Source organism: Chryseobacterium gilvum (assembly GCF_025628965.1).
Lineage (GTDB): Bacteria > Bacteroidota > Bacteroidia > Flavobacteriales > Weeksellaceae > Chryseobacterium > Chryseobacterium gilvum.
The window spans coordinates 683,153-709,144 of the sequence record NZ_JAOTEN010000002.1; the positions used below are offsets into that span (position 1 = coordinate 683,153).

The following is a 25,992-nucleotide window of genomic DNA, read 5'->3' on the forward strand; positions in this document are numbered from 1 at the left end:
AAAAATGCTAAAACAGTATACTCTTTTAGCGTTTCCGGCAATTATTCAGACTTTCTTCTACATTTAATTTAAAAAATACAAGAATAATATGTCTTATTTATTTACGTCTGAATCAGTTTCAGAAGGGCATCCAGATAAAATTGCCGACCAGATTTCCGATGCGCTTATCGATCACTTTTTAGCTTATGATAAAGATTCAAAAGTTGCCTGTGAAACTTTGGTGACAACAGGACAGGTCGTTTTGGCCGGAGAAGTAAAATCTGGTGCTTACCTTGATGTTCAGACAATAGCAAGAGAGGTCATCAACGGAATTGGCTATACCAAAGGTGAATATATGTTCAACGGAGATTCTTGCGGGGTGATTTCTGCCATTCATGAACAGTCACCCGATATTAATCAAGGGGTGGACAGAGCGGTAAATGATGAATCTTTCGAAGGAAAAGCCAATGCACAGGGAGCAGGAGATCAGGGAATGATGTTCGGATATGCAACCAACGAAACGGCAAACTATATGCCTCTGGCTTTAGATTTAGCCCATACGATCCTTAAAGAGCTTTCTGCAATCAGAAGAGAAGATTCGGAAATTACCTATCTTCGTCCTGATGCGAAAAGCCAGGTGACCATTGAATATTCTGATGATCACAAACCCATAAGAATAGATTCTATCGTCGTTTCCACACAGCACGATGATTTTGCTGCGGAAGAAGAGATGCTGAATAAAATTCGTGAAGACATTAAAAATATTCTGATTCCTAGAGTGGTTGCTTTACAAACTGAAGAAATTAAAGCTCTTTTTAACGATCAGATCAAATATCACATCAATCCTACAGGGAAATTTGTTATCGGTGGTCCACACGGTGATACAGGCCTTACAGGGAGAAAGATCATTGTAGATACCTATGGTGGAAAAGGAGCTCACGGTGGCGGTGCGTTTTCAGGAAAAGATCCTTCAAAAGTTGACAGGAGCGCAGCATATGCAACACGACATATTGCTAAAAATCTGGTTGCAGCAGGAGTTGCAGATGAGGTTTTGGTGCAGGTTTCTTATGCAATTGGTGTTGCTGAACCTTGCGGTTTATACATCAATACATACGGAACTTCAAAAGTGGATCTTCATGATGGAGATATTGCGAAAAAAGTTTCTACGATTTTTGATTTACGACCTTATGCCATTGAGCAAAACCTGAAACTGAGAAATCCTATCTATCAGGAAACTGCCTCTTACGGACATATGGGAAGAGAGCACTTTGTATCAGATAAGATATTTAATAAAGGCCATAAAAATGAATTGACTCTTACCGGTTTGGAATTCTTTACATGGGAAAAATTAGACAAAGTACAAGAAATTAAGTCCGTATTTGGAATTTAATCTTTTCTTTACCATATTTAGACTGCTTTATCCTTCAAGATAAGGCAGTTTTTTTTAAATTTACCTTTAAATAAATAAAATGAAGAACTTTCGTTGGGCAGCCGCTTTTTTATGTGTCATTTTTTTAAGCGTTTTTACGCAGGCTCAGGTTACAGTCCATAAGATGATCAATGTGGGATATGTTTATCAAAATCAAAGTTTCGCTGAAGTAGGAGGAAAATTGCTTTTTTTAAAAAGTGATGATGTGATTTACAGGTTGGGCGCTTCCGCATTAATGGGTTCTGCAAATTCGGAATTTGCCATTATGCCAAAAGTGAATGCCGATATTTTATTAAATTTTGAAAAGAATGTAGATTTTAAGCATTCCTATTATTTTTTGGCAGGGTTTGAAGCTACCAATAAATATGTTGCCCCAAAAGTAGGAGTCAGTCTTTTTGGTATTCTTGATCTTACCGGAGGCTATGCATTACAGATGGGAGATGCTAAACTGAACGGGAAAGAACTAAAAGGTCTGAATATTAATTTCACATTAAATATTCCCACCGCATTCTTACATGATATGTTAAAGTAGTTTTTTTTGAATAATTCTTTTAAATTTTTAATATTTGTTTAACAGTTATTAAAAATTTATTTATATTTACAACATAATTGATGCTTATAGATAAGACTTTACTTTAGAATACTTTTTTAGTGCACCAAACCGGGCAATTGTGCCTTGGCAAAAGTGTTATTGTGAATAAAATTGAGTGTAAAGTCATGAAATCAACGGATAGTTTATTAATATCTCTTTATCAAAAAGGAGACGAAGAAGCATTATCAACCCTTATTTATCGTTATCAGAAAGAGCTTTTTTCATTTATTCTTTATAAAATAAATGATGAAGATTTAGCCAATGATGTTTTTCAGGATACCTTTATGAAAATCATTGTGATGCTGAAAGAAGGGCGCTATAATGAAGAAGGAAAATTTATTCTCTGGGCAAAGAGAATTGCACAGAATCTTATTATTGACCATTTCAGAGCAAAATCCAAAAATATAAAAGTTTCCGAAACGACCTTCGAAAACGATGAATATTCTATATTTGATCTGATCAGAGAACCTTCGGAAAATATCGAAGATCAGCTGGTAAGTAATCAGATTCAGGAAGATCTGCTTAAAATGCTAAAGCTGTTGCCCCAAAATCAACAGGAGGTGATAAAACTCAGGTTTTTTGACGGATTGAGTTTTAAAGAAATTGCAGATCATACAGAAATGAGTATTAATACCACATTGGGAAGAGTACGGTATGCACTGATCAACCTTAGAAAGATTATGGAAGAAAATAATATTATCCTGACTAGATAATAAATATAAGTATTTCACGTTTTAAAGAAAACGATTTTTTAGCCTATGAAAAATAACGACTCTTTAAAAACGAAATGTTTGAAGCCAAAAAAACAGACCATCGATTTTTTACTCAAATTTTCTAAAAATCTTGAGGTAGTGAAAATCAAAAACAGTCATTATCACCTTACAAAAAATTAAAATCATTAATTTTGTGCTGTATGAAAATTCAGCACATTTTTTTTGATCTCGACAATACATTGTGGGATCATCGCAGGAACGCCTATCTTACCATTAAAGATCTTTTTGAAAAAGAAGAGATTACCCTCAACTACCATATAGATTTTCAGGAATTCCATTCTGTATATCATGACATCAACGAAAGTCTTTGGGAGAAAATCAGAGATGGAGAGATTGATAAAGAATATCTCAGAAAGCATCGGTTTTATGATACCTTTTTGCATTTCGGAATTGACGATGAGGAGCTTTCCATGTTTTTTGAAGAACATTTTTTAGATAAGATTCTTCATTACAATTATTTGGTAGAGAGTGCAGATTATATTTTAGAATATCTGAAGGCAAAAAATTATACAATGCACATTATCTCAAACGGCTTTCAGGAAGTGACGGAAAGAAAGTGCATCTTATCCGGGATTGCACATTATTTCACGACGATTACCAGTGCAGATTCTGTAGGTGTAAGAAAGCCTCATCCTGCTATTTTTGAATATTCCTTAGGAATTGCAAATGCTCAGAAAGAAGAAAGTATCCTGATTGGGGATGACTGGATCGCCGATGTCGTGGGGGCGCAAAATTTCGGTATAGATGTAATTTTCTTTGATGTGCTGAATGATAATCCGCAACAGGAAAATCTGAAATCGATTAAACATCTTTTACAGATCAAAGAATATCTATAAGAGTTTCGGCGGCACCGAAGGTGCCGCCGAAACTCATTTATACATTAAAAGTTTTATATTAAATTCCCAAACTTTCTCGCACCCTCTCAATTGTTTCAGTAGCAATTAACCTTGTTTTTTCCGCGCCTTCCTGGAGTTTGGTTTCCAATTCGTTCAGATTGTTCATATAATAAGAAAACAATTCTCTTTCTTTCTCAAATCTTGTCAGAATTAAGTCTAAAAGCTCTTTTTTAGCGTGGCCATACCCAAAGTTTCCTGCCAAATATTTAATTCTTAAATTTTCGGTCTGTTCAGGAGTTGCAATCAATTGATAGATGGCAAACACTTTATCTGTTTCAGGATCTTTTGGCTCTTCCAGAGATTTTGAGTCGGTTTCAATACTCATTACCTGCTTTTTCAGTTCTTTTTCAGGTAAAAATATATTGATGATATTTCCCCTGGATTTCGACATTTTCTGTCCGTCAATACCGGGGACATATTTCGTGTTTTCCTGGAGTTCCGCCTGAGGCAAAACCAATACTTCGCCCATCTGATTATTAAATCTTGAAGCCACATCACGGGCAATTTCCAGATGCTGAAGCTGATCTTTTCCTACAGGAACAATCTCTGCGCCGTACAGCAAAATATCTGCGGCCATCAGAATAGGATAGGTAAATAGCCCTGCATTCACATCCTGCAGACGGTCGGCCTTATCTTTGAAAGAATGGGCTAAAGTCAATCGTTGGTAAGGAAAAAAGCAGGATAAATGCCAGGAAAGTTCACAGGTTTCGGGAATGTCGCTTTGTCGGTAAAAAAAAGTTTTTTCGGTATCCAATCCGCAGGCAAGCCAGGCTGCAGCAATTTCGTAGGTGTTTTGTTTTAATTCTTTCGCATTTTTAATCTGCGTGAGAGAGTGCAGATTGGCAATGAATAAAAATGATTCGTTCCCTTCCTGCTTTGAGAGCTCAATTGCAGGAATAATGGCACCTAATAGATTTCCGAGGTGCGGTGTTCCGGTGGCTTGAATGCCGGTAAGGATTCTTGACATTTGTTTTAGATTGTTATAAAATTAATGAATTGCAAATTTAGAGAAAATTACTTTCTAATCGCGTTATAGTATTTGATTCCAGCGTTCTTACATATTTGTGAAGGAATAATTTTGTATTCTTTTTTATCCAAACTTGTAACAACTGCTCCAAAAATATGAATTAAATAGGTGTATTTGCCGTCATTAATAATCATATAATGATCTGAATTCATACCAAAGAAAATTAAATTCTGTGTACGTATAAGTTGATTTTTATAAGCTTCGAGAGAATATTTCTTTTGGTAATTCAATAGATGAAGGATTTTTTGTAATGAGTTTTCATCAAATATTTTATGTGTATTGTTTTCTTGTAAGTAAATCATTTTCTCTTTATTCAAAACTTTTTCAATGACATGAGGTTTTTTAATGAAACCGTCACTGAAGGTTTGAAACAATGTAATTGCATCCAAATAGGAGATATAATTGTAGAAGTAGCCTTTTGTGTTGAGATTATTTATATTAAAAGTTGATAAGAATTGAATTTCTTCTTTGCTTATTTCTAACTCCTTTGAGGATGTTATTGTAGAAGAATAATTGAACAAATAATTTTCGGGGATTTGAGAATCTGGGGTTTTGTAAAGAACATTTCCCACCTTAATTAGTTTTCTGAATCCTACAAGTGGAACCTCGCTTCGGTCATGTTTTTTATTTCTGAATGAGCTGTAAAAATTAACTACATTTCCACTGTGATTATCAACAACAATTATTTTTTCTCTTAACCAGTCATTAAATGCTTTTCTATCTTTATGTTTAAAATTAAATGATAAAGCATTTTCAAAAATTTTATTTCTGATAGAATCCAGATTTGTTTGATACGAAGTTGAATCTAACGTAGTGTAAATTTTTAAATTCTTCTCGTTAGTATTGATTTTAAGTTTTTCAAGTTCTTCATTGACAAAACGAATGACTGTACTGTCTTTAATGGGCTTATTATCAGAATAATAGTACATATTTTCCTTTTTACAGGAAATAAGAACAAATACTAATATCAATAGCTGAAAAGTTTTCATTCAGAACTATGGAATTACAATTTTATCCCCGCCAAATTTGGGTTCAACACCAAAAATAAGATCCCAATAAGCTTTGCTTTTAGCAAGATACTCACGAAGATTAGTCTTAAAACCTGCGTATGTATTGACATCGGCTGCATTATATCCGTAAGCTTCAATTCCATATTTTATCGCTAAAAATACCGCTCTTTCGTTGTGAAATTTCTGTGAAATAATAATCAGTCTTTTCTGACCGAAAATTTCTTTTGCCCGCACTACGGAATCCAGCGTTCTGAAACCAGCAAAATCAAGAATAATATGATCTTCGGGAATACCATGCTGCATTAAAGCTTGCTGCATATCTTCCGGTTCATTGTACTCTTTTCTGCTGTTGTCTCCGCTTACGATAATGTATTGTACTTTTCCGCTTTGATAGAGATTTACCGTTGCTTGTATTCTGTTATCGAAATAGGCATTGGGCTGTCCGTTGTTTAATGTTTTGCTTGTTCCGAGAAGTAAAGCTTTTTTAGTATCAGGAATTTTTGAAATAGTATTGAAAAGGAAAGGCTCGCTGTCTTTTCTAATGCTATAATTGGCAGCAGCAATAAAAACAATTCCTGCGACAAAAAGAAGCAGGAATATTTTAAATATAGTTTTGAAAATAACTTTCATTGCGTTTTGATCAATTTAAAACTCCAGGCCATTCGGGAAAGCTTTTTTCCTGAAAATCAACAGCAATGCGGCTCCTACTGTAATCGCGGAATCTGCTACATTGAAAATATATTTAAAAAACTCAATGTGTTTTCCGCCAATGATGGGCCAGCTTTCCGGAACATACCAGTCAACCAAAGGGAAATGAAACATATCTACGACACAACCTTTCATGAAAGCAGAATATCCTTCTCCAAAAGGCACCAGTTTAGAAATTCCGCCGTAGCCGATCCATCGGCCTGTACTTTCGTCAAAAACAGTTCCGCTGTCGAATATTAAACCGTAAAACATCCCGTCAATAAGATTTCCGATGGCACCTGCAAAAATAACAGCCATCGGGATGATAAGATAATTGGAAGCGCCTTGTTTCAGCCATTTTCTAAAGAGATAAATCATTCCTCCGATCAGGAATAACCTTAAAATAACGAGAAAATATTTCCCGATCAGTCCGCCGAAATGAAATCCGTACGCCATTCCCGGATTTTCCACAAAGGTTAGCTTAAAACCAGGAAAAACAACATTGCTGTCGTCTAAATTAAAATGGGTTTTGACATAGATCTTGGAAGCCTGATCGATCAATAAAATAAGAAAGGTTACGAATGCTATCTTTTTCATTACTGATCTTTCTTTGGTTTATCTTTAAAATCCCGTGCCGGTTTTTCTTTTTTTACCGGTGCAGTACGGGGTTCAAAATTTTGTGTTTTTGCCCCTCTCGTGTGAAATTTTTCATATCGGATTCCCATATCTTTCATCACACTCTTCAGTGCATTCAGCTCCATCTGGTTTTTGGGGTGTACAATTAATGCTTCCATTTAAAATTAATTTTTTTATCGTTCTGAATGAAGCTCACTTTTTTGAAAGCTCATCAAGTCTTTTTCTGTCTTTTGAAGACAAATCGTTGATTCCGTTTTTGCCCATTTTGCTGAGAAGACGGTCGATTTCCTTTTCTCTTTCGCGCTTATCAGCATTGAATTGCTGATCTAGAGTCAGGTTTTTAGGCTGATCCGGATAGAAGCGGTTTTTGATTCTATCCCGGTTAAAATACCAGACAACAGCAATGATTATAAGTGCTAAAATAAAATACATAATTCCTATATATAATTAAAAATTAGGTTTATATAATGCTTTAAAACATTGTATAAACCCAATAATTATGTACAAAAATAAGATAAAATTATTTATCTCTGCATGTTTTTAGCTTCAATGCTGAGTGTAGCGTGAGGAACCGCAAGAAGTCTTTCTTTCGGAATGAGTTTCCCGGTTACTCTGCAGACACCGTATGTTTTATTTTCTATTCGGATTAAGGCATTTTTAAGATCTCTTACAAATTTTTCCTGTCTTCCTGCCAAAATAGAATTCTGCTCTTTGCTCAAGGTTTCTGCACCTTCTTCAAAGGCTTTGAAAGTAGGAGAAGTATCATCGGTACCATTATTCTGGTCATTGATGAAACTTTCTCTGATCAGCTGAAGATCTTTCTCCGCTTTTTCTATTTTTTCTTTGATTATTTTTTTAAATTCCTGTAAATCAGAATCATTATATCTTACTCTTTCGTCTTGCATGGTTTTTTTTCTTTTTAATAAAATTATAAAAAGGAATTTTGAATAGGAATAATTATATATTAATTTTTTTCAATATTCACCTTAAAATTCCGGTCATCAATGTCAATTTCGTTAAAATTTGAAAGTGAAGGTACAATTTCTATTTTATTTGACAAAACCTCGGAAGAAATATATGCTTCATTTTGTCTGATCTGCTCCAAAAACGGTGTGTTTTCTTCCAAAATAATGCGTATTTTGTCTGTTAATTCAAAATTTTTGTCTTTTCTGATATTTTGAATCCTGTTAATAAATTCTCTTGCAACCCCTTCAGATTTCAACTCTTCTGTGAGCGTCAAATCTAATGCCACAGTTGTTTTTCCATCAGAAGTTACTGTCCATCCCGGAATGTCTTTTGTAAAAATTTCTACATCAGCGATCGTGATTTCGTATCCCTGAATAGCTATTTTCCCTTCTTTTTCCAGAGATGAAATCTGTTCTACAGAAAGATTACTGATCTCATTCCCAACTACTTTCATGTCTTTCCCAAGTCTTGATCCGAGCGTTTTAAAGTTGGGCTTAATTTGTTTTACAATTAAATGGGAAGCTTCTTCCGCATTGATTAGCTGCAATTCTTTAACATTAACTTCTTGTTTAATTAATTCGCTTACTGCCGCAATCTGTTCCTGGGTCTTTTGATCTAAAACAGGAATCAGCACTTTTTGCAAGGGTTGACGCACTTTTACGTTTTCCTTTTTTCTTAATGAGAAAACCATACTGGTAATGCTTTGCGCCAAATGTGTTTTTTCTACCAGATCCTGATCAATCAGGCTGTCATCGGCAACCGGGAAATCTGTTAAGTGAATAGATTTGTTATTTTCTTTTCCGGTCACATTATTTAAATCCTGATACAATTGATCCATAAAAAATGGTGCAATTGGTGCAGACAGTTTGGCAACGGTTTCCAAACACGTATATAAAGTCTGGTAAGCAGAGATTTTGTCATCAGAATAATCTCCTTTCCAGAAACGTCTTCTGCATAATCGTACATACCAGTTACTTAAGTTGTCATTTACAAAATTACTGATGGCTCTTGCCACTCTTGTCGGCTCGTAATCTTCGTAGAATGCTTTTACTTCTTTGATTAATAAATTGAGTTCAGATAAAATCCACCGGTCAATTTCAGGGCGGTTTTGAATGTCTTTTTCAGCATACTTAAATCCGTCAACATTAGCGTATAAAGCGAAAAATGAATAGGTATTATACAGCGTTCCGAAGAATTTTCGTCGCACCTCATCAATTCCTTCGATGTCAAACTTCAGGTTTTCCCAAGGATTGGCATTCGAAATCATGTACCAACGTGTCGCATCCGGACCGTAAACCGCAAGCGTTTCAAACGGATCAACTGCATTGCCCAGTCGTTTAGACATTTTCTGGCCGTTTTTATCCAGAACCAATCCGTTGCTCATCACGTTTTTATACGCTACGGAATCAAATACCGCCGTTCCGATGGCATGAAGTGTATAAAACCATCCACGAGTCTGGTCTACCCCTTCTGCGATGAAATCTGCAGGGAATGCTTTATTAGAATCAATTAATTCTTTATTTTCGAAAGGATAATGCAATTGTGCATATGGCATTGAGCCGGAATCGAACCAGACATCAATCAGATCATTTTCACGGCTCATCGCTTTTCCGGAATCTGAAACCAAAATCACTTTGTCAACGATATTTTTATGCAGATCAACCAAAGAATAATTTTCTTCAGACATATTTCCGATCTCAAACCCTTTGAAAGGATTTTCTTCCATAAAGCCGGCTTTGATCGATTTTTCGATCTCATTATATAATTCTTCTACAGAACCGATGATTGTCTCTTCTTTCAAATCTTCCGTTCTCCAGATTGGCAACGGAATTCCCCAATATCTTGAGCGGGAAAGGTTCCAGTCGTTCACATTTTCCAGCCAGTTCGCAAAACGACCTTCTCCGGTTGATTTTGGCTTCCAGTTGATTTCTTTGTTTAAATCTACCAGTCTGTCTTTTACAGCGGTCATTTTTACAAACCAGGAATCCAACGGATAATATAATAAAGGCTCATCAGTTCTCCAGCTGTGTGGGTAACTGTGAACATATTTTTCTACTTTGAAAGCTTTATTTTCTTCTTTTAAACGAATTGCGATTTCAACATCAACAGACTTTTCTGGGGCTGATCCTGCATCATAATATTCATTTTTGACATATTTACCGGCAAAATCTCCCATATGAGCAGTAAATTTCCCTTGCATATCTACTAAAGGAACCGGATTTCCGTTTTCATTTAAAACCAACATCGGCGGAACTTCCGGTGTTGCTTCTTTGGCAACTTTTGCATCATCCGCACCAAAAGTAGGTGCAGTATGAACAATTCCCGTTCCGTCTTCGGTGGTCACAAAATCTCCTGAAATCACTCTGAATGCGTTCTCCGGATTTTGGTATGGTAAAGCGTAAGGTAAAAGCTGTTCATATCTAATTCCAACCAAATCTGAACCTTTGAATTCTGCCAGAATTTGGTAGGGGATAACTTTACTTTCTGAAGTATAATTGTTAAAATCTTCATCTGTTCCTTCAGCGAATTTTTTTCCAAACTGTTTTCCAACCAAAGGTTTAGCCAAAACAATATTAATGGGTTCAAAAGTGTATTGGTTAAATGTTTTTACTAAAACGTAATCGATTTTTGGACCGACCGTTAAGGCGGTATTGGAAGGCAACGTCCAAGGAGTAGTCGTCCATGCTAAAAAATGGATATCTCCGAAACCCTGTAAAAAGGAAGGTAATGTTTCTGGTAATGTTTTAAACTGAGCCACAATAGTCGTGTCAGAAACATCGCGATACGCTCCGGGTTGGTTGACTTCATGCGAAGAAAGCCCGGTTCCCGCTTTCGGAGAATACGGCTGAATGGTGTAGCCTTTATACAATAATCCTTTATCATACAACTGCTTCAGCAGCCACCAAACCGTCTCCATATATTTTGACTTGTACGTAATATACGGATCTTCAAGATCTACCCAATAGCCAATTTTTTCTGTAAGATGGTTCCATACGTCGGTGTAGCGCATTACGGCTTCACGACAGGCTTTGTTGTAATCTTCGATTGAAATTTTTTTGCCAATATCTTCTTTTGTAATTCCAAGTTCTTTTTCAACTCCTAATTCTACCGGAAGTCCGTGAGTGTCCCAACCTGCTTTACGGAAAACCTGTTTCCCGTTCTGCGTCTGATAACGGCAGAAAATATCTTTCAACGCTCTTGCCATCACGTGGTGAATTCCCGGCATTCCGTTGGCAGAAGGCGGACCTTCGTAGAATACAAACTCAGGATTTCCTTCTCGCGTTTCTACACTTTTTGCAAATGTATTATGGGCTTTCCAGAATTCAGAAACGTTTTCCGCGACGTCTATAAGATTGAGGTTTTTATATTCTTTAAATTGGCTCATTGTAGTATCTCAATTTCGTTGATTAATGAAGTTGGCAAATTTAGTGATTTTTTGTCGTTTTATAATATATGTTTATTTTGAAAGCTTCGATTAAAAACTTTAATTTCAGAATGATATCAGAGGAACAATTTTTTTAAACCGTTTAAACAATTGATCTTTTGATTTTAAATAATAAATTTGTCTTCTAAATTTAAACTATTGGAACTGTATCCGTCAATCGAAAAATCGAATTTTCAGGAAATTGAAAAATTTCAGGAGCACAAACTCCGGGAGCTTTTAATATATCTTGAATCGTATTCACCTTTCTATAAGAGACTTTTCAAAGAAAATAATATTAACATTGCCGATATTCTGACGCTGGAAGATTTACAGAAAATTCCGACCACGACAAAAAATGATATTCAGCAGAATAATGATGATTTTTTCTGCGTTTCCAATGATAAAATTGTGGATTACAGTACAACTTCGGGAACTTTAGGCGATCCTGTAACCTTCGGTTTGTCAGATAACGATCTTGAAAGGCTGGCTTATAACGAAGCGATTTCTTTTGTTTGTGCAGGAATTCAAAAGGGAGACGTGGTACAGATGATCACTACCATTGATAAACGGTTTATGGCGGGTTTGGCATATTTTCTAGGTTTGAGAAAAATGGGGGCAAGTGTTGTAAGAATGGGACCGGGAATTCCCGAACTGCAATGGGATTCAATTTCCCGGTATCAGCCGAAATATCTCATTACCGTTCCGTCTTTTTTACTGAAAATGATTGATTATGCTGAAAAGCACGGAATTGACTATAAGAATTCAAGTGTTTACGGTGCAGTTTGTATTGGGGAAAGTATAAAAAATCAGGATTTTACGGATAATATCCTTTCGCAAAAGATCAAAGAAAAATGGAATATTAAATTATTCTCCACGTATGCTTCTACAGAAATGGGTACGGCCTTTACAGAATGCGAATATCAGATCGGGGGCCATCAACATCCGGAGTTAATCATCACTGAGATTCTTGATGATGAAGAAAATCCTGTAAAAGAAGGAGAAAGTGGGGAACTGGTTATTACCACTTTAGGTGTGGAAGCGATTCCTTTATTGAGATTCAAAACCGGGGATGTTGTAAAAGCCCATTACGAGCCTTGCCAATGCGGAAGAAACACCATGCGATTGGGTCCTGTTGTCGGAAGAAAGCAGCAGATGATCAAATATAAAGGAACTACTTTATATCCGCCTGCAATGAATGATATCCTTAATGATTTTACGAATATCTTATGTTACCAGATCGTTATTCAGTCTAATGAAATCGGGTTGGATGAAATTATCATTAAAATAAGTACAGACAGCGATTCTGAGAATTTTGTGAATGAAGTGAGGGATCATTTCCGGGCCAAATTGCGGGTAAGCCCCAAAATTGAAATGGTAGATTTTGAAGTTTTATCGAAAACGGTTTATAATCCGGCAAGCAGAAAACCGGCTACTTTTATCGATTTAAGGCAATTTGATAAATAGAAAGATTCTTATTGTAACGCCTGCTTCTCGGTTTTTATAAGATTTGCAAGATTTTTTATCACCGTATCATGTTTTTTCACGAAAGGATTGTCTTTATTCCACACATAACCTGCCAAAACTGCACAGATTTTCCTTTTTACATCGGGGTTTTCCGGCTGGTGGAAAAATAATTCCTGAAGATTGCCGGTATACCATTCTTTCACATAGGTTGTGAAAACATCTACCCCATATAGGATATAATCTGCAAATTCTTTTTGCCAATCCACTTGTTCTCCGTTCAGCTGTCTTAATGCCAGTTTTGCAGCTGTCATACCGCCTTCTGTGGCAAAAGCCATTCCCGATGAGAAAACCGGATCAAGGAATTCTGAAGCATTTCCTGTCAAAGCAAATCCATCACCGAATAATTTTTTAACTGAGCAGGAATAATCTTTCAGATGTCTCGGTTCAAAAAGAAACTCTGTATTTCCGAAACGTTTCACGTAATAATCTGATAAGGAAATTGCTTTTTTCAGTGCTTCTGCAGGATCTCCGTTTTCAGATAACTGATCAATATATTCAGTCGGACCCACTATTCCCACACTTGTATTCCCATTTGAAAAAGGGATTACCCAAAGCCAGACTTCAGTTTCAATAATATCAAAAGAGATCAAAGTTCCTTCTACGCCCTCTTCTCGGTTGATATCTTTAACGTGGGAAAAAATTGCAGAGTGCGGTGATAATTTTGAGGGTTTTTCTAAATCTAAAAGGCGAGGTAAAACTCTGCCGTAACCGCTGGAATCAATGACGAATTTTGCATGAATTTCTTTCGTTTCCCCATTTTTATTTTTAACAGTGGTTATAGAATCTGTTCCGTTAAACTTGATATCGATCACTTCAGTTTCAAACTCAAGATCAATACCCTTATTAATTACTTCCTGAGCCAGCGTATTGTCAAAATCGGCTCTCGGAACCTGCCATGTCCAGTCCCATCCTTCTCCGAATTTATCACTGAAATCAAAGATACAAACTTCATCCCCTCTTAAAAAACGGGCGCCCAATTTCTTTTCAAACCCCATTTTGTCCAAAGCCGGAAAAAGTCCTGCTTCATCAAAATGATCCATCACCCTCGGAATTAAGCTTTCGCCAACCACCAATCTAGGAAACTGTGTTTTTTCTACAACTTTCACCTTGACGTTATTGTTCTTTAAATAGGAAGAAGATACACAACCGGAAGGTCCCGCCCCGATAACAAGTACATCAACAAATTCTTTGCTCATCTTGGTTTTTTATTTTAAGAATAACTTCTATCTTTGCCGCAAAATTAGTGACAAAAAATCATATTTTTACAAAATTATATATTATTACTTTAATTAATGAAGATAAATAACTTTTTAAAACTGAGCGATTTTCAAAAGATCATTATTGATAATGAAAAAATAGAACTGGATGAGGTACTTCTCAATCGTGTGAATAAGAGTTTTCAGTTTTTAAAAGAATTTTCAAAAAACAAAGTAATATATGGTGTAAATACAGGTTTCGGACCGATGGCTCAATTTAAAATCAGTGATGAAGATACCCATCAGTTACAGTACAATTTAATCAGAAGCCACTCTTCGGGCATTGGAAACCCACTTCCTGCAGATGAAGTGAAAGCATGCATGTTGGCGAGATTAAATACTTTGTCGTTAGGAAATTCCGGAGTACATGAATCTGTTGTTTTTCTACTTAAAGAGTTAATAAACAGAGATATTACGCCATTGATTTTCGAGCATGGAGGAGTAGGTGCAAGTGGAGATTTGGTGCAATTGGCTCATCTAGCTTTGGTTTTAATCGGTGAAGGTGAAGTTTTTTATAAAGGTGAAAGAAAATCGACAAAAGACGTTTTTGAAACCGAAGGGTTAGAACCTATTAAGGTTGAGATCCGTGAAGGTCTCGCTTTGATGAACGGAACTTCCGTAATGTCAGGAATTGGTATTGTTAATGCATACAAAGCCAGTCAGTTAACTGAAATATCCATTTCATTATCTTGTGCCATTAATGAGATTGTTCAGGCCTATGACGATCATTTATCTGAAGCCTTAAACGGAACCAAACTTCATGAAGGCCAGCAAAAGATTGCTGAAAAAATGCGTTCGCATTTGTCTGACAGTCAATTGATCAGAAAAAGGGCAGATCATTTATATACTCATTTTGAAGAGCAGGAAAAGGTGTTCAAAGAAAAGGTTCAGGAATATTATTCTTTGAGATGTGTTCCGCAGATTTTAGGGCCTGTTTTAGATACGTTGGAATATACAGAGAAAGTGCTTGAGAACGAGATCAATTCCGCAAATGATAATCCGATTATCAATGTTGAAGACCAGCATGTTTACCACGGTGGAAACTTTCACGGCGATTATATTTCCCTGGAAATGGACAAACTTAAAATTGTGGTAACGAAATTAACCATGCTTGCTGAAAGGCAGCTGAATTATCTTTTAAACTCAAAAATCAACGAAATTTTGCCTCCGTTTGTTAATTTAGGCAAATTAGGTTTTAATTTTGGCATGCAGGGTGTTCAGTTTACCGCGACTTCCACCACTGCAGAAAGCCAAATGCTTTCCAATTCTATGTATGTACACAGCATTCCTAATAATAATGATAATCAGGATATTGTAAGCATGGGGACCAATGCAGCCGTGATCTGCAGAAAAGTAATAGAAAATGCTTTTGAAGTATTGGCCATTGAAGCGATTACGATCGTTCAGGCCATTGAATATTTAGATTATCAGAATCAGGTTTCGTCTAAAACAAAAGAATTGTATGATGAGATCAGGAAAATTATACCAGCTTTTTCAGACGATATGATTATGTATCCATATTTAGAAAAGGTAAAGCAATATTTAAAAAAATAAGGAATTTTAAGAAGAGCCGGAATGTTCAACAATAAGCATCGGCTAAATTTATAATCCTAGTTTGGTAAAAAAATAACAATCCATGAAATGTGCAATCGTAACAGGAGGTTCCAGAGGTATTGGTAGAGCAATCTGTATAAAACTGGCAGAAGATAAAAATTACCATATCTTAATCAATTACACCTCAAACGAATCGGCAGCAAACGAAACTTTGGAAAAGGTTAAAGAATTGGGCTCCACGGGAGAAATTCTAAAATTTGATGTCGGGAATACTGAAGAGACTTTAAACGTATTAGGAAAATGGCAGGAAAATAATCCCGATTCTGTAGTTGAAGTTATCGTGAATAACGCCGGAATTACAAAAGACGGCTTATTTATGTGGATGCCGATTGAGGACTGGAATGCAGTGATCAATACCAGTTTAAATGGTTTTTTCAATGTGACGAATTTCTTTATCCAAAAACTGTTACGTAATAAATATGGAAGAATCATCAATATGGTTTCAGTTTCCGGGGTAAAGGGAACAGCCGGCCAAACCAATTATTCTGCAGCAAAAGGTGCTGTCGTGGGGGCTACAAAAGCTCTTGCTCAGGAAGTTGCTAAAAGGAATATTACCGTAAATGCAGTTGCGCCGGGCTTTATCAAAACCGACATGACGCAGGATTTTAATGAAGATGAACTGAAAGCAATGATTCCAGCTAATAGATTTGGTGAAGCTGAAGAAGTGGCAGATTTGGTTGCGTTCTTAGCGTCAAAAAAATCTTCGTACATCACGGGTGAGGTTATTAATATTAATGGTGGAATTTATTCATAAAATCAGGTAGCAGATAATAGAAAGCAGTATTTTATTTACCTGAAATCTTAAACGTACAGTCTAAAATGGAAAATAGGGTAGTTATTACCGGGATGGGAATATATTCCTGCATCGGAACTTCTTTGGAAGAAGTGAAAGAATCCCTGCATCAAGGCAAATCAGGAATTGTCCTGGTAGATGAAAGAAAAGAATTCGGGTTCAGATCCGGTCTCAGCGGGGTCGTTCCAAAGCCCGATCTCAAAAATCTTCTGAACAGAAGACAGCGCATAAGCATGGGCGAAGAAAGTGAATATGCTTATCTTGCGACCCTTGATGCCCTTCAACAAGCGAATATAAACCAGGATTTTCTGGATAATAATGAAGTCGGAATTTTATACGGCAACGACAGCGTTTCTAAAGCAGTCGTAGAATCTATCGACATTGCAAGAGAAAAACACGACACTACTTTGATGGGTTCCGGAGCGATTTTCAAATCAATGAATTCTACCGTTACCATGAATCTTTCTACGATCTTTAAATTAAGAGGGATCAATTTAACGATCAGTGCAGCCTGCGCAAGCGGTTCCCACTCTTTGGGATTGGCCTATATGATGATTAAAAATGGTTTTCAGGAGATGATTATCTGCGGCGGTGCTCAGGAAACCAACAAATATTCGATGGCAAGCTTTGACGGTTTAGGAGTTTTTTCCGTAAGGGAAGATGAGCCTGCAAAAGCGTCAAGACCTTTCGATTCAGCAAGAGACGGTTTGATTCCAAGTGGTGGAGCAGCTACTTTAATGGTTGAAAGCCTGGAATCTGCACAAAAAAGAGGCGCTTCTATTTTAGGAGAAATTATCGGCTATGGCTTCTCATCAAATGGAGGGCATATTTCAACACCTAACGTTGAAGGACCTGCCTTAGCGATGGAACGAGCACTGAGACAATCCGGCTTGGCGGCAAAAGATATTGATTATATTAATGCTCATGCCACGTCTACACCGCTCGGTGATGCCAATGAGGCGAAAGCGATTTATGAAATTTTCGGAAGCGGAGTTCCGGTAAGTTCTACCAAATCAATGACCGGCCATGAATGTTGGATGGCGGGTGCAAGCGAAGTGATCTATTCAATTTTAATGATGCAGAATGGCTTTATTGCTCCCAATATCAATCTTGAAAACCCTGATGAAGACGCTCAAAAGATAAATCTAATCTCCCAAACTAAAAACCAAAAAATTGACGTATTTTTGTCGAATTCTTTCGGATTCGGAGGAACAAATTCTGCATTAATCGTTAAAAAATTTGAGTAAAAACATGGAAAGAGAAAAAATTGTTGACATTGCTAATGATTTTTTAATCAATGAATTTGAAGTTGATGGTGATGAGATCAGCAATGATGCCCATTTTAAAAAAACGTTAGGCTTAGACAGTTTAGATTATATCGATTTGGTCGTAGTGATTGAATCTAATTTCGGAGTGAAACTGGGCGAAAACGACTTTAAAGATATCGTCACATTTGATGATTTTTATACTACTATTGAAAATAAACTGGCTGACAAAAACATATAATTATAGATCTATATTTACTCTGAATAATGCTTACCCTGTTACATCAATGCTTTGGTAACTGATCATGAACAAGTGGAAAGGAAAATCTAAAGGAACCATATTGGGCTACAGAATCTTTGTCTGGTGCATTACCCATTTAGGAATCCGAAGTTCATATGTTGTACTGTACTTTGTGGCAGCTTATTATTTTATATTTGAAAAAAAGAGCAATCAGTACATTTCATATTACTTCAAAGAACGGCTCAATTATCAATTCTGGAAAACTAAATTCTCTATTTTCAAAAGCTATTTTACTTTTGGGAAAATTCTTATTGATAAGACGGCAATATCTGCGGGATTACGAGAAAAGTTCACCTATGAATTCGACGGTGTAGAAAATCTCAAAAATCTTTTAAACGAAAAAAAAGGTGGAATTCTGATCAGCGCCCATATCGGAAATTTTGAAATCGCAGAACATTTCTTTGCCGATATCGATTTTGACTGTCAAATCAATTTAGTCACAACAGATCACGAAGTTACCGTGATTAAAGAATATCTTGAAAGTGTCACTGTTAAAAAAAGCACCATTAAGTTCGTTTATGTAAAAGAAGATATGTCACATATTTTCGACATCAATGAGGCGCTGTCAAAAAACGAATTGATCTGTTTTACCGGAGACCGTTATTTCGAAGGTTCAAAATTCCTCGAAGCAGATTTACTCGGGAAAAGCGCAAAATTTCCGGCAGGACCCTTTCTGATCGCTTCCAGGTTGAATGTTCCGGTGGTGTATGTTTATGTAATGAAAGAAAAAAACCTTCATTATCATCTGTATGCAAGAGTGGCGGAACAGGTAAAAAAGCGAGACGCTCAAGGGCTTTTACATTCGTATGTTCAGAATTTAGAATCCATGATCAGAAAATATCCGCTACAATGGTTCAATTATTTCGACTTTTGGGATGATGCAGATTTATTGTAATCTGACTGCATCGAAACACTGGGTTAGGTTTGGGCAGCTTTATCCGCCTTCCACTCCCGCTTTTTTGTTCCGCTTCGCTGCACAAAAAGAGCTCCGTTCAAGTCGGGCTGCGAATAATTCTGTGTTTTAAATTGCTAAATATTGTGTACTTTGCTGAGCGAAATCAGAAATTCGACAAAGTAAGGCCTCTTTGCGAACGGTGGAAATTCAATCATTAAAAAAAATCATTGTGATCTTGAATAAATAAATAGATTACTAATCATTTCTCCTTTGAAAAAACAATACGACATATTGGTTATCGGCAGCGGACTTGGAGGTCTTGTTTCCGCACTGATTCTTGCAAAAGAAGGCTTAAAAGTCTGTGTACTGGAGAAAAACAACCAATATGGCGGAAATTTACAAACCTTTTCCCGCAACAAATTGATTTTTGACACCGGTGTTCATTACGTAGGCGGGCTTTCTGAAGGGCAGAATCTGCATCAGTTTTTCTCTTATTTAGGAATTATGGATGGTCTGCAACTGCAGAAAATGGATGAAAACGGTTTTGACAAAATCACCTTCGGAGATGATGAATCAGAGTATCCTCATGCACAAGGCTACCGTAATTTTGTACAGCAACTTTCTGCATTTTTTCCTGAAGAAAGAGAAAACCTTGAAAATTATTGTGAAGAAATACAAAGAATATGCAACGGTTTTCCGCGATACAATCTTGTCGGAAAAGATCAGTATAATGAAGAAATCCTCCATTTAAATACGAAAAGATTCATCGAATCGATCACTGCAAATGAAAAGCTTCAGGCGGTGTTGCTGGGTTCTAATTTTTTATATGCCGGAGATTCTGAAAACGTGCCTTTTTATGTTCATGCGCTCACGGTCAATTCTTACATACAAAGTGCCTACAAATGTGTACAGGGCGGAAGTCAGATTTCAAAATTACTGATCAGGAAGCTTAGAGAATACGGTGCAGAAGTGTACAAACATGCTGAGGTTTCTGAAATGGTTTTTGATGAAAACAATGTTTTAAGTTCAGTAAAAACAAAATCCGGAAAAGAATATTTTTCAGAAAAATTTATATCTAATATTGAGATCCGTTCCTTAATAAAGCTTATTGGTGAAGACAGGCTCAAAAAGTCTTTTCTCAACAGGATTTTAAGCTGGAAGCCGATATCTTCATGTTTCAGCGTGTATTTGGTTTTAAAACCGGATGCTATCCCCAATTTTAATTACAACATCTATCATTTTTCTTCTCAGGAATCAGTTTGGAATGCCTTCCGGTATAAAAAAGAAACCTGGCCGGAAACCTATATGCTTTCGTCAACGGCGTCAAAAAATCCTGAATTTGCAGAAAGTATAACGGCAATCTCTTATATGAATTTTGAAGAAGTAAGAGAATGGGAAAATACGATCAATACCATTGCGGACCAGGAAGAAAGAGGGAAGTGTTACGAACAGTTTAAGACAGAAAAAGCCGAGAAAATGATTCAGGCCTTAGAAAAAAAAATACCGGATTTAAGAAATCATATAAAAAACATTTATACTTCTTCCCCCTTATCTTACCGCGATTATATCGGAAGTTTTGAGGGAAATATGTACGGATATGTCAAAAGCTCAGAAAACCCTTTAAAAACAATGGTTTCACCACGCACAAAAATTGATAATCTGTTTCTGACGGGGCAGTCTGTCAATATGCACGGTATTCTCGGCTGCACTATTGGTGCTTTCAATACCTGTGCTGAGATGGTAGGAAAAGAAGTGATTGATGAGCGCTTAACGCAAATGATTAAAACAAACAAGAGTGAAAAATAATAGACAGTCTGTCATTCTGAATGAAACAACGCGTAATGAAGAATCTGTAAAAAGAGCTTCTTCCTGTCGTCAGAATAACAAATATCGCAAAATAAAGGTTTTATTCTACTTATTTTTGCTCATCAATCTGGCCTCTTGCGGAACCAGAAAATCTATAAAACATGTTCCTGAAGTACAGAAATATTCATTAGAGATTCCGAAAGTGAATAAAATCAACGATTCTACTTTTAGTTTTAATCAGAATTATTTAACCAAAAATAAACAGCAGCTTTGGGAACTATACATTAAAGGAAACCCTTTGCAGTTGGGATATAACAATGGCGCCTTAACACAGAGCCTGATGCAGAAGCAGGAAAACATTTTCTTTTCAAAAGTGGAGGGTTTTGTGCCTTCAAAGTTTAAGCAAAATCTTTTAAGAGGCTTTCTGAAATGGTATAATCGAAAGATGTATCTCAATGTACGCGAAGATTATCAGGCAGAATTGTACGGTTTATCAAAGTATTCTTCCGATAAATATGATTTTATAGCACCAAAATATCTACGAAATTTATATCTGCACGGCGCACACGATATCGGTCATGCGATGCAGGATTTGGCCATGGTGGGCTGTACTTCTCTCGCGGTCTGGAATGAAAACACGGAAGACGGCGATTTGTTGATCGGAAGAAATTTTGACTTCTACGTCGGTGACGAATTTGCAGAAAATAAATTAGTGGAGTTTGTAGCGCCGGAAGAAGGAATTCCCTATATGTCAGTAAGTTGGCCGGGAATGATCGGTGTGGTTTCCGGAATGAATAAAGAAGGAATCACCGTGACGATTAACGCAGGAAAATCGAAAATTCCGTTGACGGCAAAGACCCCGATTTCTTTAGTAACCAGAGAAATCCTGCAGTATGCTACAACTATTGATGAAGCCATTTCTATTGCTAAAAAAAGAAAGGTTTTTGTTTCAGAATCTATTTTGGTAGGCAGTGCAAACGATAAAAACGCCGTCATTATTGAAGTTTCCCCGGATAATTTTGGAGTGTACAGCGTTCAGAATTCAGCGAAAATTTTCTGTACCAATCATTTTCAGTCAGAGGCCTATAAAAATGATAAAAGAAATCAAAAACAAATAGCAGAAAGCCATTCCGAATACCGCTATGAAAAACTACAGCAGCTTTTAGCGCAGAATAAAAAATTAAATCCTGAAAAAATGGCGGCTGTTTTAAGAGATCAGTCCGGGCTGAAAGACGAAAAAATAGGCTATGGAAACGAAAAAGCCATCAATCAGCTTCTGGCGCATCATGCAGTGATTTTTTCGCCTCAGAAAAAATTAGTTTGGGTCTCTTCAAATCCGTATCAGTTGGGTGAATTTGTCTGTTATGATTTAAATGAAATTTTCTCGGATAAAAGGTTAAAAAGAGGCGAATTTTCAAAGTCAGATTTAAATATTGCTAAAGATCCTTTTCTGGATTCTCAGGAATTTAAAGATTTTAAAGAATATAAAAAGCTAAGCTCTCAGATTGAAGATGCAATAGACGATAAAGAAAAAATGCTGTCAGATGAGTTTATTATGCATTATCAATCGTTAAACCCAGACTTTTGGCTGGTGTATGATCAGGCAGGAAGATATTATTTTAATAAAAAAGCATTTTCGAAAGCAAAAAGAGAATTTGCAAAAGCTGCAACGAAAGAAATTACTACTGTTCTCGACAGAAACAATATAGAAAAATACCTCAGAAAAATCAGGAAAAAAGAAAATTAAAAGCTTGGGCAGGATCAATTAAAATATTTCAATTTGTCATCAAATACTCACTATTGATGTATATTTTATATTTTTTTTAAATATTAATTACATACTTTTTGTTAATGCTTTCATTTTTTTTGTGAAATGTTTGTTAGCGATGCATAATATATTTATATTCGCTTTCTACAAAAGTCATTTTAATGAAAAAAAACTACTTTCTGTGTATCTTCTGTCTTTTCTGGCTTTTTTCCTGTAAAAATGATGAAGGAATTGCCGAGATCACCTCAACTTCATTTGTAAATTTTAATATCAACGAAGTTCCGTACACAAAATTATCTACTTATTCTTTCTTTACGGGAGATTTAAAAGATCTGAATCCGGTAAAGAAGGTGATTCCGTATGAGCCTTCAAGTTCATTATTCACAGATTATGCCTCAAAGAAAAGATTTATCTGGATGCCGGAAGGAACAAAAGCTACTTTCGACGGAGACAATAAAACGCTTAATTTTCCTGTAGGAACAGTTTTGATCAAGAATTTCTACTACACAACCATGCAGCCGAATAATACGACCAAGATTATTGAAACCCGGTTAATGATCAGGAAATCTAGCGGATGGACGTTTGCAGAATACCTTTGGAACGATGCGCAGACCGAAGCAACGTTGGTTACCGGAAATGATTTCACCAGCGGAAGTGCTAAAAATATTTCCTTCAAAAAAGAAAATAATGACATCGTAACCACAGATTACAGAATCCCGTCGGAAGCTGAATGTTATGCATGTCACAAATTAGACAACAAACCTGTTCCCATTGGCGTAAAACCGCAGAATCTAAATAAATCCCACAGTTATCCGGAAGGCCTCAAAAATCAGCTGCAGAAGTTGGTTGATGAGGGATATTTGGTGAGTTATCCTTCTAATATTGTTTCTACGGTAGATTATAAAGATACCAGCAAACCATTGGATTTACGCCTGCGTTCCTATTTAGACATCAACTGTGCGCATTGTCATCAGGATAATGCCCGTTGCGATTATCGTGCGATCCGCTTAAGTTTCAGCCAGACTACGAATTTAACCAACCTTGGAGTGTGTGTAAATGCAGATGAACCGATAGATGCATCGATTAAAAAAATAGTAAGCCCGGGAAATCATAATAAATCGGTGATGAATTACCGTCTTACTTCAGTACAGGAAAGCAACAGAATGCCATTGTTGGGAAGAACAGTCGTACATGATGACGGTGTTTTGCTCGTTCAGCAATGGATTGATTCTATGACTCAGCCCTGCAATTAATAATTTTAAAAACTAAACTATGAATAAAAAAATCTCTTTTTTTCTTTTATTGCTGAATGCAACCTGGGCAATGGCTCAGTTAACCTGCAGTACGGCAGTAAATCTTTCGTTGGGAACTTATACCGCACCTGCAGTTACAGGAACACCTCCTACTTCTGTTTGTGGTTTGACGAGTCCCGCAGGAACTGCAGGATTATGGTACAAATACACGGCAACACAAACCGGAAATATTACAGTATCTACGGTAATTTCAGGGCAGAATGTCGATACCAGAGTAATCGTTTATTCAGGAACTTGCGGATCTCTTACCTGTGTCGCTTCCAATGACGATTTTTCAGGATATTCTGCACAAACTACATTTGGCGTTACAGCAGGAACTACCTATTACATTGTATTTGATAATAAATGGTCGAGCTTAGGATTTAATTTTACATTAAGTCAGGCAGTCGTTCTTGCAGACAGGCTTTCGTTTACCAGTACTCCCGTAACTGTAGCAGGAAGCTTGAATCACTGTATTGTAGATATGAACGGAGATTATCGTGATGATATCGTTTCAGTGGTAAGTGCCACACAAATTGTAATTTCATACCAGCAAAACGGAGGAGGATTTAATAATGTTTCCTACACGATTCCAAGTACTGTGATTACACCGAGTTGGAGCATTTCTGCCGGAGATATTGATAATAATGGTTTTAATGATTTAATGTACGGTTCAGGAAGCGGAATTGCTTTTGTAAAGGCAAATTCAACAGGAACAGCCTATACTTCTGAGAAAAAACCTCAGTCTTTTCTCGTGCAGCGTACCAATTTTATAGACATCAATAATGACGGAAAATTAGACGCATTTGTTTGTGACGATAATTCGCCCAACAGATTTTATTTAAATGACGGCACTAATATGAACCATAACCAGGGCGGATTGGGCGACTTCCCTTCTGGCGGAAATTACGGATCGATCTGGATGGATTATGATAATGACGGAGATTTAGATTTATACATTGCCAAATGCAGCGGAGGAGGTTCTGGGCCGGGAGGAAATATCGATGAGCTCCACAGAAATAACGGCAACGGAACTTTTACCAATGTGGCAGCAACGGCAAATATGGCAAATCCTACGCAAACCTGGTCTTCCGCATGGGGAGATTTTAACAATGACGGATGGATGGATGCTGTTGTAGGAATAAATTCAACTTCCAACGGATTAAGCAAAGTAATGCGTAATAACGGTAACGGAACCTTTACGGACGTTTCTGCAGGATCAGGATATGATCTTACGTCAGCAACAAGCAGAGAATACGTTGCATATGATTTTGATAATGACGGGTTTTTAGATATTCTGGGAGCGAACTATAATATTATGTTTGGAGACGGAACCTTTAAATTTACGCCGAATGCAAATTCTTACAACCTGTCCCTGTATGACAGACCTGTAGGAGATCTTAATAATGATGGGTTTTTGGATATTCAGAATGGCAGCAATGTTTTGATGAATAACGGAAATACCAACAAATGGCTGAAAGTGACTCTGCAAGGAGTACAAAGTAACCGAAACGGAATCGGAGCGAGAATAGAAATTTATGGAAGCTGGGGAAAACAGATTCGTGATGTACAAAGCGGCGTAGGATTTCAGAACATGAATACCCTGAATACCCATTTCGGAATCGGACAGGCTACTGCGATCACAAAAGTAGTCGTAAAATGGCCTTCCGGAACTGTTGACGTTATTAATAATGTGAATCCAAATTCGACCCTGTTTGTTTTAGAAGGTTCTGCTTTGGGCGTAAGTGAAATTCAGAATAATAAAGGGTTGTTTACCGTATATCCAAATCCTGCCGATGACATGATCAGCTTCAACACAAAAAGCGATTTTACCCCTGTAGAAGCAAAAATATATGACATGAGCGGTAAAATGGTTTTACAGGCTAAGCTTGATAAAAATTCAATGTCGGTAAATCGTTTAAAATCCGGGATGTATATGCTTCATCTGAAAGATCAGTTCGGAAATACATATTCTCATAAAATTATTAAAAAATAAGATACAATTTTCTGTTCAGGAGGGTTACAGCAAAGCCAAAGGCTTTGCTGTAACCCTCCTGAA

The 25,992-nt window shown here is 36.6% G+C and carries 23 protein-coding genes; 14 read left to right on the top strand and 9 right to left on the bottom strand.

Annotated features, from left to right (window positions below; genetic code table 11):
- The first annotated feature begins 88 nt into the window (after positions 1 to 88).
- The 4 genes from metK to N0B16_RS09920 all read left to right on the top strand — a co-directional run bounded on the left by metK (position 89) and on the right by N0B16_RS09920 (position 3,609).
- The gene (gene metK, locus N0B16_RS09905; RefSeq protein ID WP_262990693.1) at positions 89 to 1,369 is read left to right on the top strand and encodes a methionine adenosyltransferase; all 1,281 of its coding nucleotides are present in this window, start codon (positions 89 to 91) and stop codon (positions 1,367 to 1,369) included.
- 79 nt (positions 1,370 to 1,448) lie between these two features.
- Positions 1,449 to 1,940 (top strand): hypothetical protein, encoded by a 492-nt coding sequence (locus N0B16_RS09910; RefSeq protein ID WP_262990694.1) that lies wholly within the window; start codon positions 1,449 to 1,451, stop codon positions 1,938 to 1,940.
- Between the two features lie 185 nt (positions 1,941 to 2,125).
- Positions 2,126 to 2,713 carry an RNA polymerase sigma factor gene (locus tag N0B16_RS09915; protein ID WP_262990696.1) on the top strand — a complete coding sequence of 196 codons (588 nt, stop codon included), beginning with the start codon at positions 2,126 to 2,128 and terminating at the stop codon, positions 2,711 to 2,713.
- A gap of 200 nt (positions 2,714 to 2,913) precedes the next feature.
- A complete protein-coding gene (locus N0B16_RS09920; protein WP_262990697.1) occupies positions 2,914 to 3,609 on the top strand; it encodes a YjjG family noncanonical pyrimidine nucleotidase in 696 nt (231 codons plus the stop codon).
- Between the two features lie 58 nt (positions 3,610 to 3,667).
- Here N0B16_RS09920 and trpS read toward each other — a convergent pair whose 3' ends face one another.
- The 8 genes from trpS to ileS all read right to left on the bottom strand — a co-directional run bounded on the left by trpS (position 3,668) and on the right by ileS (position 11,380).
- Positions 3,668 to 4,636, bottom strand: a complete 969-nt coding sequence (trpS, locus tag N0B16_RS09925) for a tryptophan--tRNA ligase (protein ID WP_262990698.1) — start codon at positions 4,634 to 4,636, stop codon at positions 3,668 to 3,670.
- A gap of 47 nt (positions 4,637 to 4,683) precedes the next feature.
- Positions 4,684 to 5,685 carry a hypothetical protein gene (locus N0B16_RS09930; RefSeq protein ID WP_262990700.1) on the bottom strand — a complete coding sequence of 334 codons (1,002 nt, stop codon included), beginning with the start codon at positions 5,683 to 5,685 and terminating at the stop codon, positions 4,684 to 4,686.
- Positions 5,686 to 5,691: 6 nt separating this feature from the next.
- Positions 5,692 to 6,336, bottom strand: coding sequence for a SanA/YdcF family protein (locus N0B16_RS09935; protein ID WP_262990701.1), 645 nt, complete (start codon positions 6,334 to 6,336; stop codon positions 5,692 to 5,694).
- 15 nt (positions 6,337 to 6,351) lie between these two features.
- Positions 6,352 to 6,990: a lipoprotein signal peptidase gene (locus tag N0B16_RS09940; protein WP_262990702.1), complete on the bottom strand. Its 639-nt coding sequence runs from the start codon at positions 6,988 to 6,990 to the stop codon at positions 6,352 to 6,354.
- A complete protein-coding gene (locus N0B16_RS09945; RefSeq protein ID WP_262990703.1) occupies positions 6,990 to 7,187 on the bottom strand; it encodes a DUF2683 family protein in 198 nt (65 codons plus the stop codon). The genes N0B16_RS09940 and N0B16_RS09945 overlap by 1 nt, the downstream gene beginning before the upstream one ends.
- A gap of 34 nt (positions 7,188 to 7,221) precedes the next feature.
- Positions 7,222 to 7,461: a DUF6576 domain-containing protein gene (locus N0B16_RS09950; protein WP_262990704.1), complete on the bottom strand. Its 240-nt coding sequence runs from the start codon at positions 7,459 to 7,461 to the stop codon at positions 7,222 to 7,224.
- 92 nt (positions 7,462 to 7,553) lie between these two features.
- Positions 7,554 to 7,934 carry a TraR/DksA family transcriptional regulator gene (locus tag N0B16_RS09955; RefSeq protein WP_230634760.1) on the bottom strand — a complete coding sequence of 127 codons (381 nt, stop codon included), beginning with the start codon at positions 7,932 to 7,934 and terminating at the stop codon, positions 7,554 to 7,556.
- Positions 7,935 to 7,993: 59 nt separating this feature from the next.
- Positions 7,994 to 11,380 (bottom strand): isoleucine--tRNA ligase, encoded by a 3,387-nt coding sequence (gene ileS / locus N0B16_RS09960; protein ID WP_262990705.1) that lies wholly within the window; start codon positions 11,378 to 11,380, stop codon positions 7,994 to 7,996.
- 204 nt (positions 11,381 to 11,584) lie between these two features.
- Between ileS and flxY the strand changes: the two genes are divergently transcribed.
- Positions 11,585 to 12,883, top strand: coding sequence for a flexirubin biosynthesis putative acyl-CoA ligase FlxY (flxY, locus tag N0B16_RS09965; RefSeq protein ID WP_438265274.1), 1,299 nt, complete (start codon positions 11,585 to 11,587; stop codon positions 12,881 to 12,883).
- Positions 12,884 to 12,891: 8 nt separating this feature from the next.
- On the opposite strand, the gene N0B16_RS09970 is transcribed toward flxY, so the two are convergent.
- Positions 12,892 to 14,139, bottom strand: a complete 1,248-nt coding sequence (locus tag N0B16_RS09970; RefSeq protein WP_262990706.1) for an NAD(P)/FAD-dependent oxidoreductase — start codon at positions 14,137 to 14,139, stop codon at positions 12,892 to 12,894.
- A 96-nt stretch (positions 14,140 to 14,235) separates the two neighbouring features.
- Between N0B16_RS09970 and flxA the strand changes: the two genes are divergently transcribed.
- From flxA to N0B16_RS10015, 9 genes are all read left to right on the top strand, one after another.
- The gene (gene flxA, locus N0B16_RS09975; protein ID WP_262990707.1) at positions 14,236 to 15,753 is read left to right on the top strand and encodes a flexirubin biosynthesis tyrosine ammonia-lyase FlxA; all 1,518 of its coding nucleotides are present in this window, start codon (positions 14,236 to 14,238) and stop codon (positions 15,751 to 15,753) included.
- Between the two features lie 82 nt (positions 15,754 to 15,835).
- Positions 15,836 to 16,567: a flexirubin biosynthesis SDR family reductase FlxB gene (gene flxB, locus N0B16_RS09980; protein ID WP_262990709.1), complete on the top strand. Its 732-nt coding sequence runs from the start codon at positions 15,836 to 15,838 to the stop codon at positions 16,565 to 16,567.
- 65 nt (positions 16,568 to 16,632) lie between these two features.
- Positions 16,633 to 17,853 carry a beta-ketoacyl-[acyl-carrier-protein] synthase family protein gene (locus N0B16_RS09985; RefSeq protein ID WP_262990710.1) on the top strand — a complete coding sequence of 407 codons (1,221 nt, stop codon included), beginning with the start codon at positions 16,633 to 16,635 and terminating at the stop codon, positions 17,851 to 17,853.
- 4 nt (positions 17,854 to 17,857) lie between these two features.
- Positions 17,858 to 18,112: an acyl carrier protein gene (locus N0B16_RS09990; RefSeq protein ID WP_262990711.1), complete on the top strand. Its 255-nt coding sequence runs from the start codon at positions 17,858 to 17,860 to the stop codon at positions 18,110 to 18,112.
- A 64-nt stretch (positions 18,113 to 18,176) separates the two neighbouring features.
- Positions 18,177 to 19,067 (top strand): lysophospholipid acyltransferase family protein, encoded by an 891-nt coding sequence (locus N0B16_RS09995; RefSeq protein WP_262990712.1) that lies wholly within the window; start codon positions 18,177 to 18,179, stop codon positions 19,065 to 19,067.
- Between the two features lie 270 nt (positions 19,068 to 19,337).
- The gene (locus tag N0B16_RS10000; protein ID WP_262990713.1) at positions 19,338 to 20,873 is read left to right on the top strand and encodes a phytoene desaturase family protein; all 1,536 of its coding nucleotides are present in this window, start codon (positions 19,338 to 19,340) and stop codon (positions 20,871 to 20,873) included.
- 91 nt (positions 20,874 to 20,964) lie between these two features.
- Entirely contained in the window at positions 20,965 to 22,620 is a 1,656-nt protein-coding gene (locus N0B16_RS10005) for a C45 family autoproteolytic acyltransferase/hydrolase (protein WP_262990794.1), read from the top strand.
- A 182-nt stretch (positions 22,621 to 22,802) separates the two neighbouring features.
- Positions 22,803 to 23,894: a hypothetical protein gene (locus N0B16_RS10010; protein ID WP_262990714.1), complete on the top strand. Its 1,092-nt coding sequence runs from the start codon at positions 22,803 to 22,805 to the stop codon at positions 23,892 to 23,894.
- A 19-nt stretch (positions 23,895 to 23,913) separates the two neighbouring features.
- The gene (locus tag N0B16_RS10015; protein ID WP_262990715.1) at positions 23,914 to 25,929 is read left to right on the top strand and encodes an FG-GAP-like repeat-containing protein; all 2,016 of its coding nucleotides are present in this window, start codon (positions 23,914 to 23,916) and stop codon (positions 25,927 to 25,929) included.
- The last annotated feature ends 63 nt before the right edge of the window (positions 25,930 to 25,992 follow it).

Coding starts and splice junctions, on each gene's coding strand:
- metK (WP_262990693.1), top strand. CDS start 89: ATGTCTTATTTATTTACGTCTGAATCAGTTTCAGAAGGGCATCCAGAT.
- N0B16_RS09910 (WP_262990694.1), top strand. CDS start 1,449: ATGAAGAACTTTCGTTGGGCAGCCGCTTTTTTATGTGTCATTTTTTTA.
- N0B16_RS09915 (WP_262990696.1), top strand. CDS start 2,126: ATGAAATCAACGGATAGTTTATTAATATCTCTTTATCAAAAAGGAGAC.
- N0B16_RS09920 (WP_262990697.1), top strand. CDS start 2,914: ATGAAAATTCAGCACATTTTTTTTGATCTCGACAATACATTGTGGGAT.
- trpS (WP_262990698.1), bottom strand. CDS start 4,636: ATGTCAAGAATCCTTACCGGCATTCAAGCCACCGGAACACCGCACCTC.
- N0B16_RS09930 (WP_262990700.1), bottom strand. CDS start 5,685: ATGAAAACTTTTCAGCTATTGATATTAGTATTTGTTCTTATTTCCTGT.
- N0B16_RS09935 (WP_262990701.1), bottom strand. CDS start 6,336: ATGAAAGTTATTTTCAAAACTATATTTAAAATATTCCTGCTTCTTTTT.
- N0B16_RS09940 (WP_262990702.1), bottom strand. CDS start 6,990: ATGAAAAAGATAGCATTCGTAACCTTTCTTATTTTATTGATCGATCAG.
- N0B16_RS09945 (WP_262990703.1), bottom strand. CDS start 7,187: ATGGAAGCATTAATTGTACACCCCAAAAACCAGATGGAGCTGAATGCA.
- N0B16_RS09950 (WP_262990704.1), bottom strand. CDS start 7,461: ATGTATTTTATTTTAGCACTTATAATCATTGCTGTTGTCTGGTATTTT.
- N0B16_RS09955 (WP_230634760.1), bottom strand. CDS start 7,934: ATGCAAGACGAAAGAGTAAGATATAATGATTCTGATTTACAGGAATTT.
- ileS (WP_262990705.1), bottom strand. CDS start 11,380: ATGAGCCAATTTAAAGAATATAAAAACCTCAATCTTATAGACGTCGCG.
- N0B16_RS09970 (WP_262990706.1), bottom strand. CDS start 14,139: ATGAGCAAAGAATTTGTTGATGTACTTGTTATCGGGGCGGGACCTTCC.
- flxA (WP_262990707.1), top strand. CDS start 14,236: ATGAAGATAAATAACTTTTTAAAACTGAGCGATTTTCAAAAGATCATT.
- flxB (WP_262990709.1), top strand. CDS start 15,836: ATGAAATGTGCAATCGTAACAGGAGGTTCCAGAGGTATTGGTAGAGCA.
- N0B16_RS09985 (WP_262990710.1), top strand. CDS start 16,633: ATGGAAAATAGGGTAGTTATTACCGGGATGGGAATATATTCCTGCATC.
- N0B16_RS09990 (WP_262990711.1), top strand. CDS start 17,858: ATGGAAAGAGAAAAAATTGTTGACATTGCTAATGATTTTTTAATCAAT.
- N0B16_RS09995 (WP_262990712.1), top strand. CDS start 18,177: ATGAACAAGTGGAAAGGAAAATCTAAAGGAACCATATTGGGCTACAGA.
- N0B16_RS10010 (WP_262990714.1), top strand. CDS start 22,803: ATGAAAAAAAACTACTTTCTGTGTATCTTCTGTCTTTTCTGGCTTTTT.
- N0B16_RS10015 (WP_262990715.1), top strand. CDS start 23,914: ATGAATAAAAAAATCTCTTTTTTTCTTTTATTGCTGAATGCAACCTGG.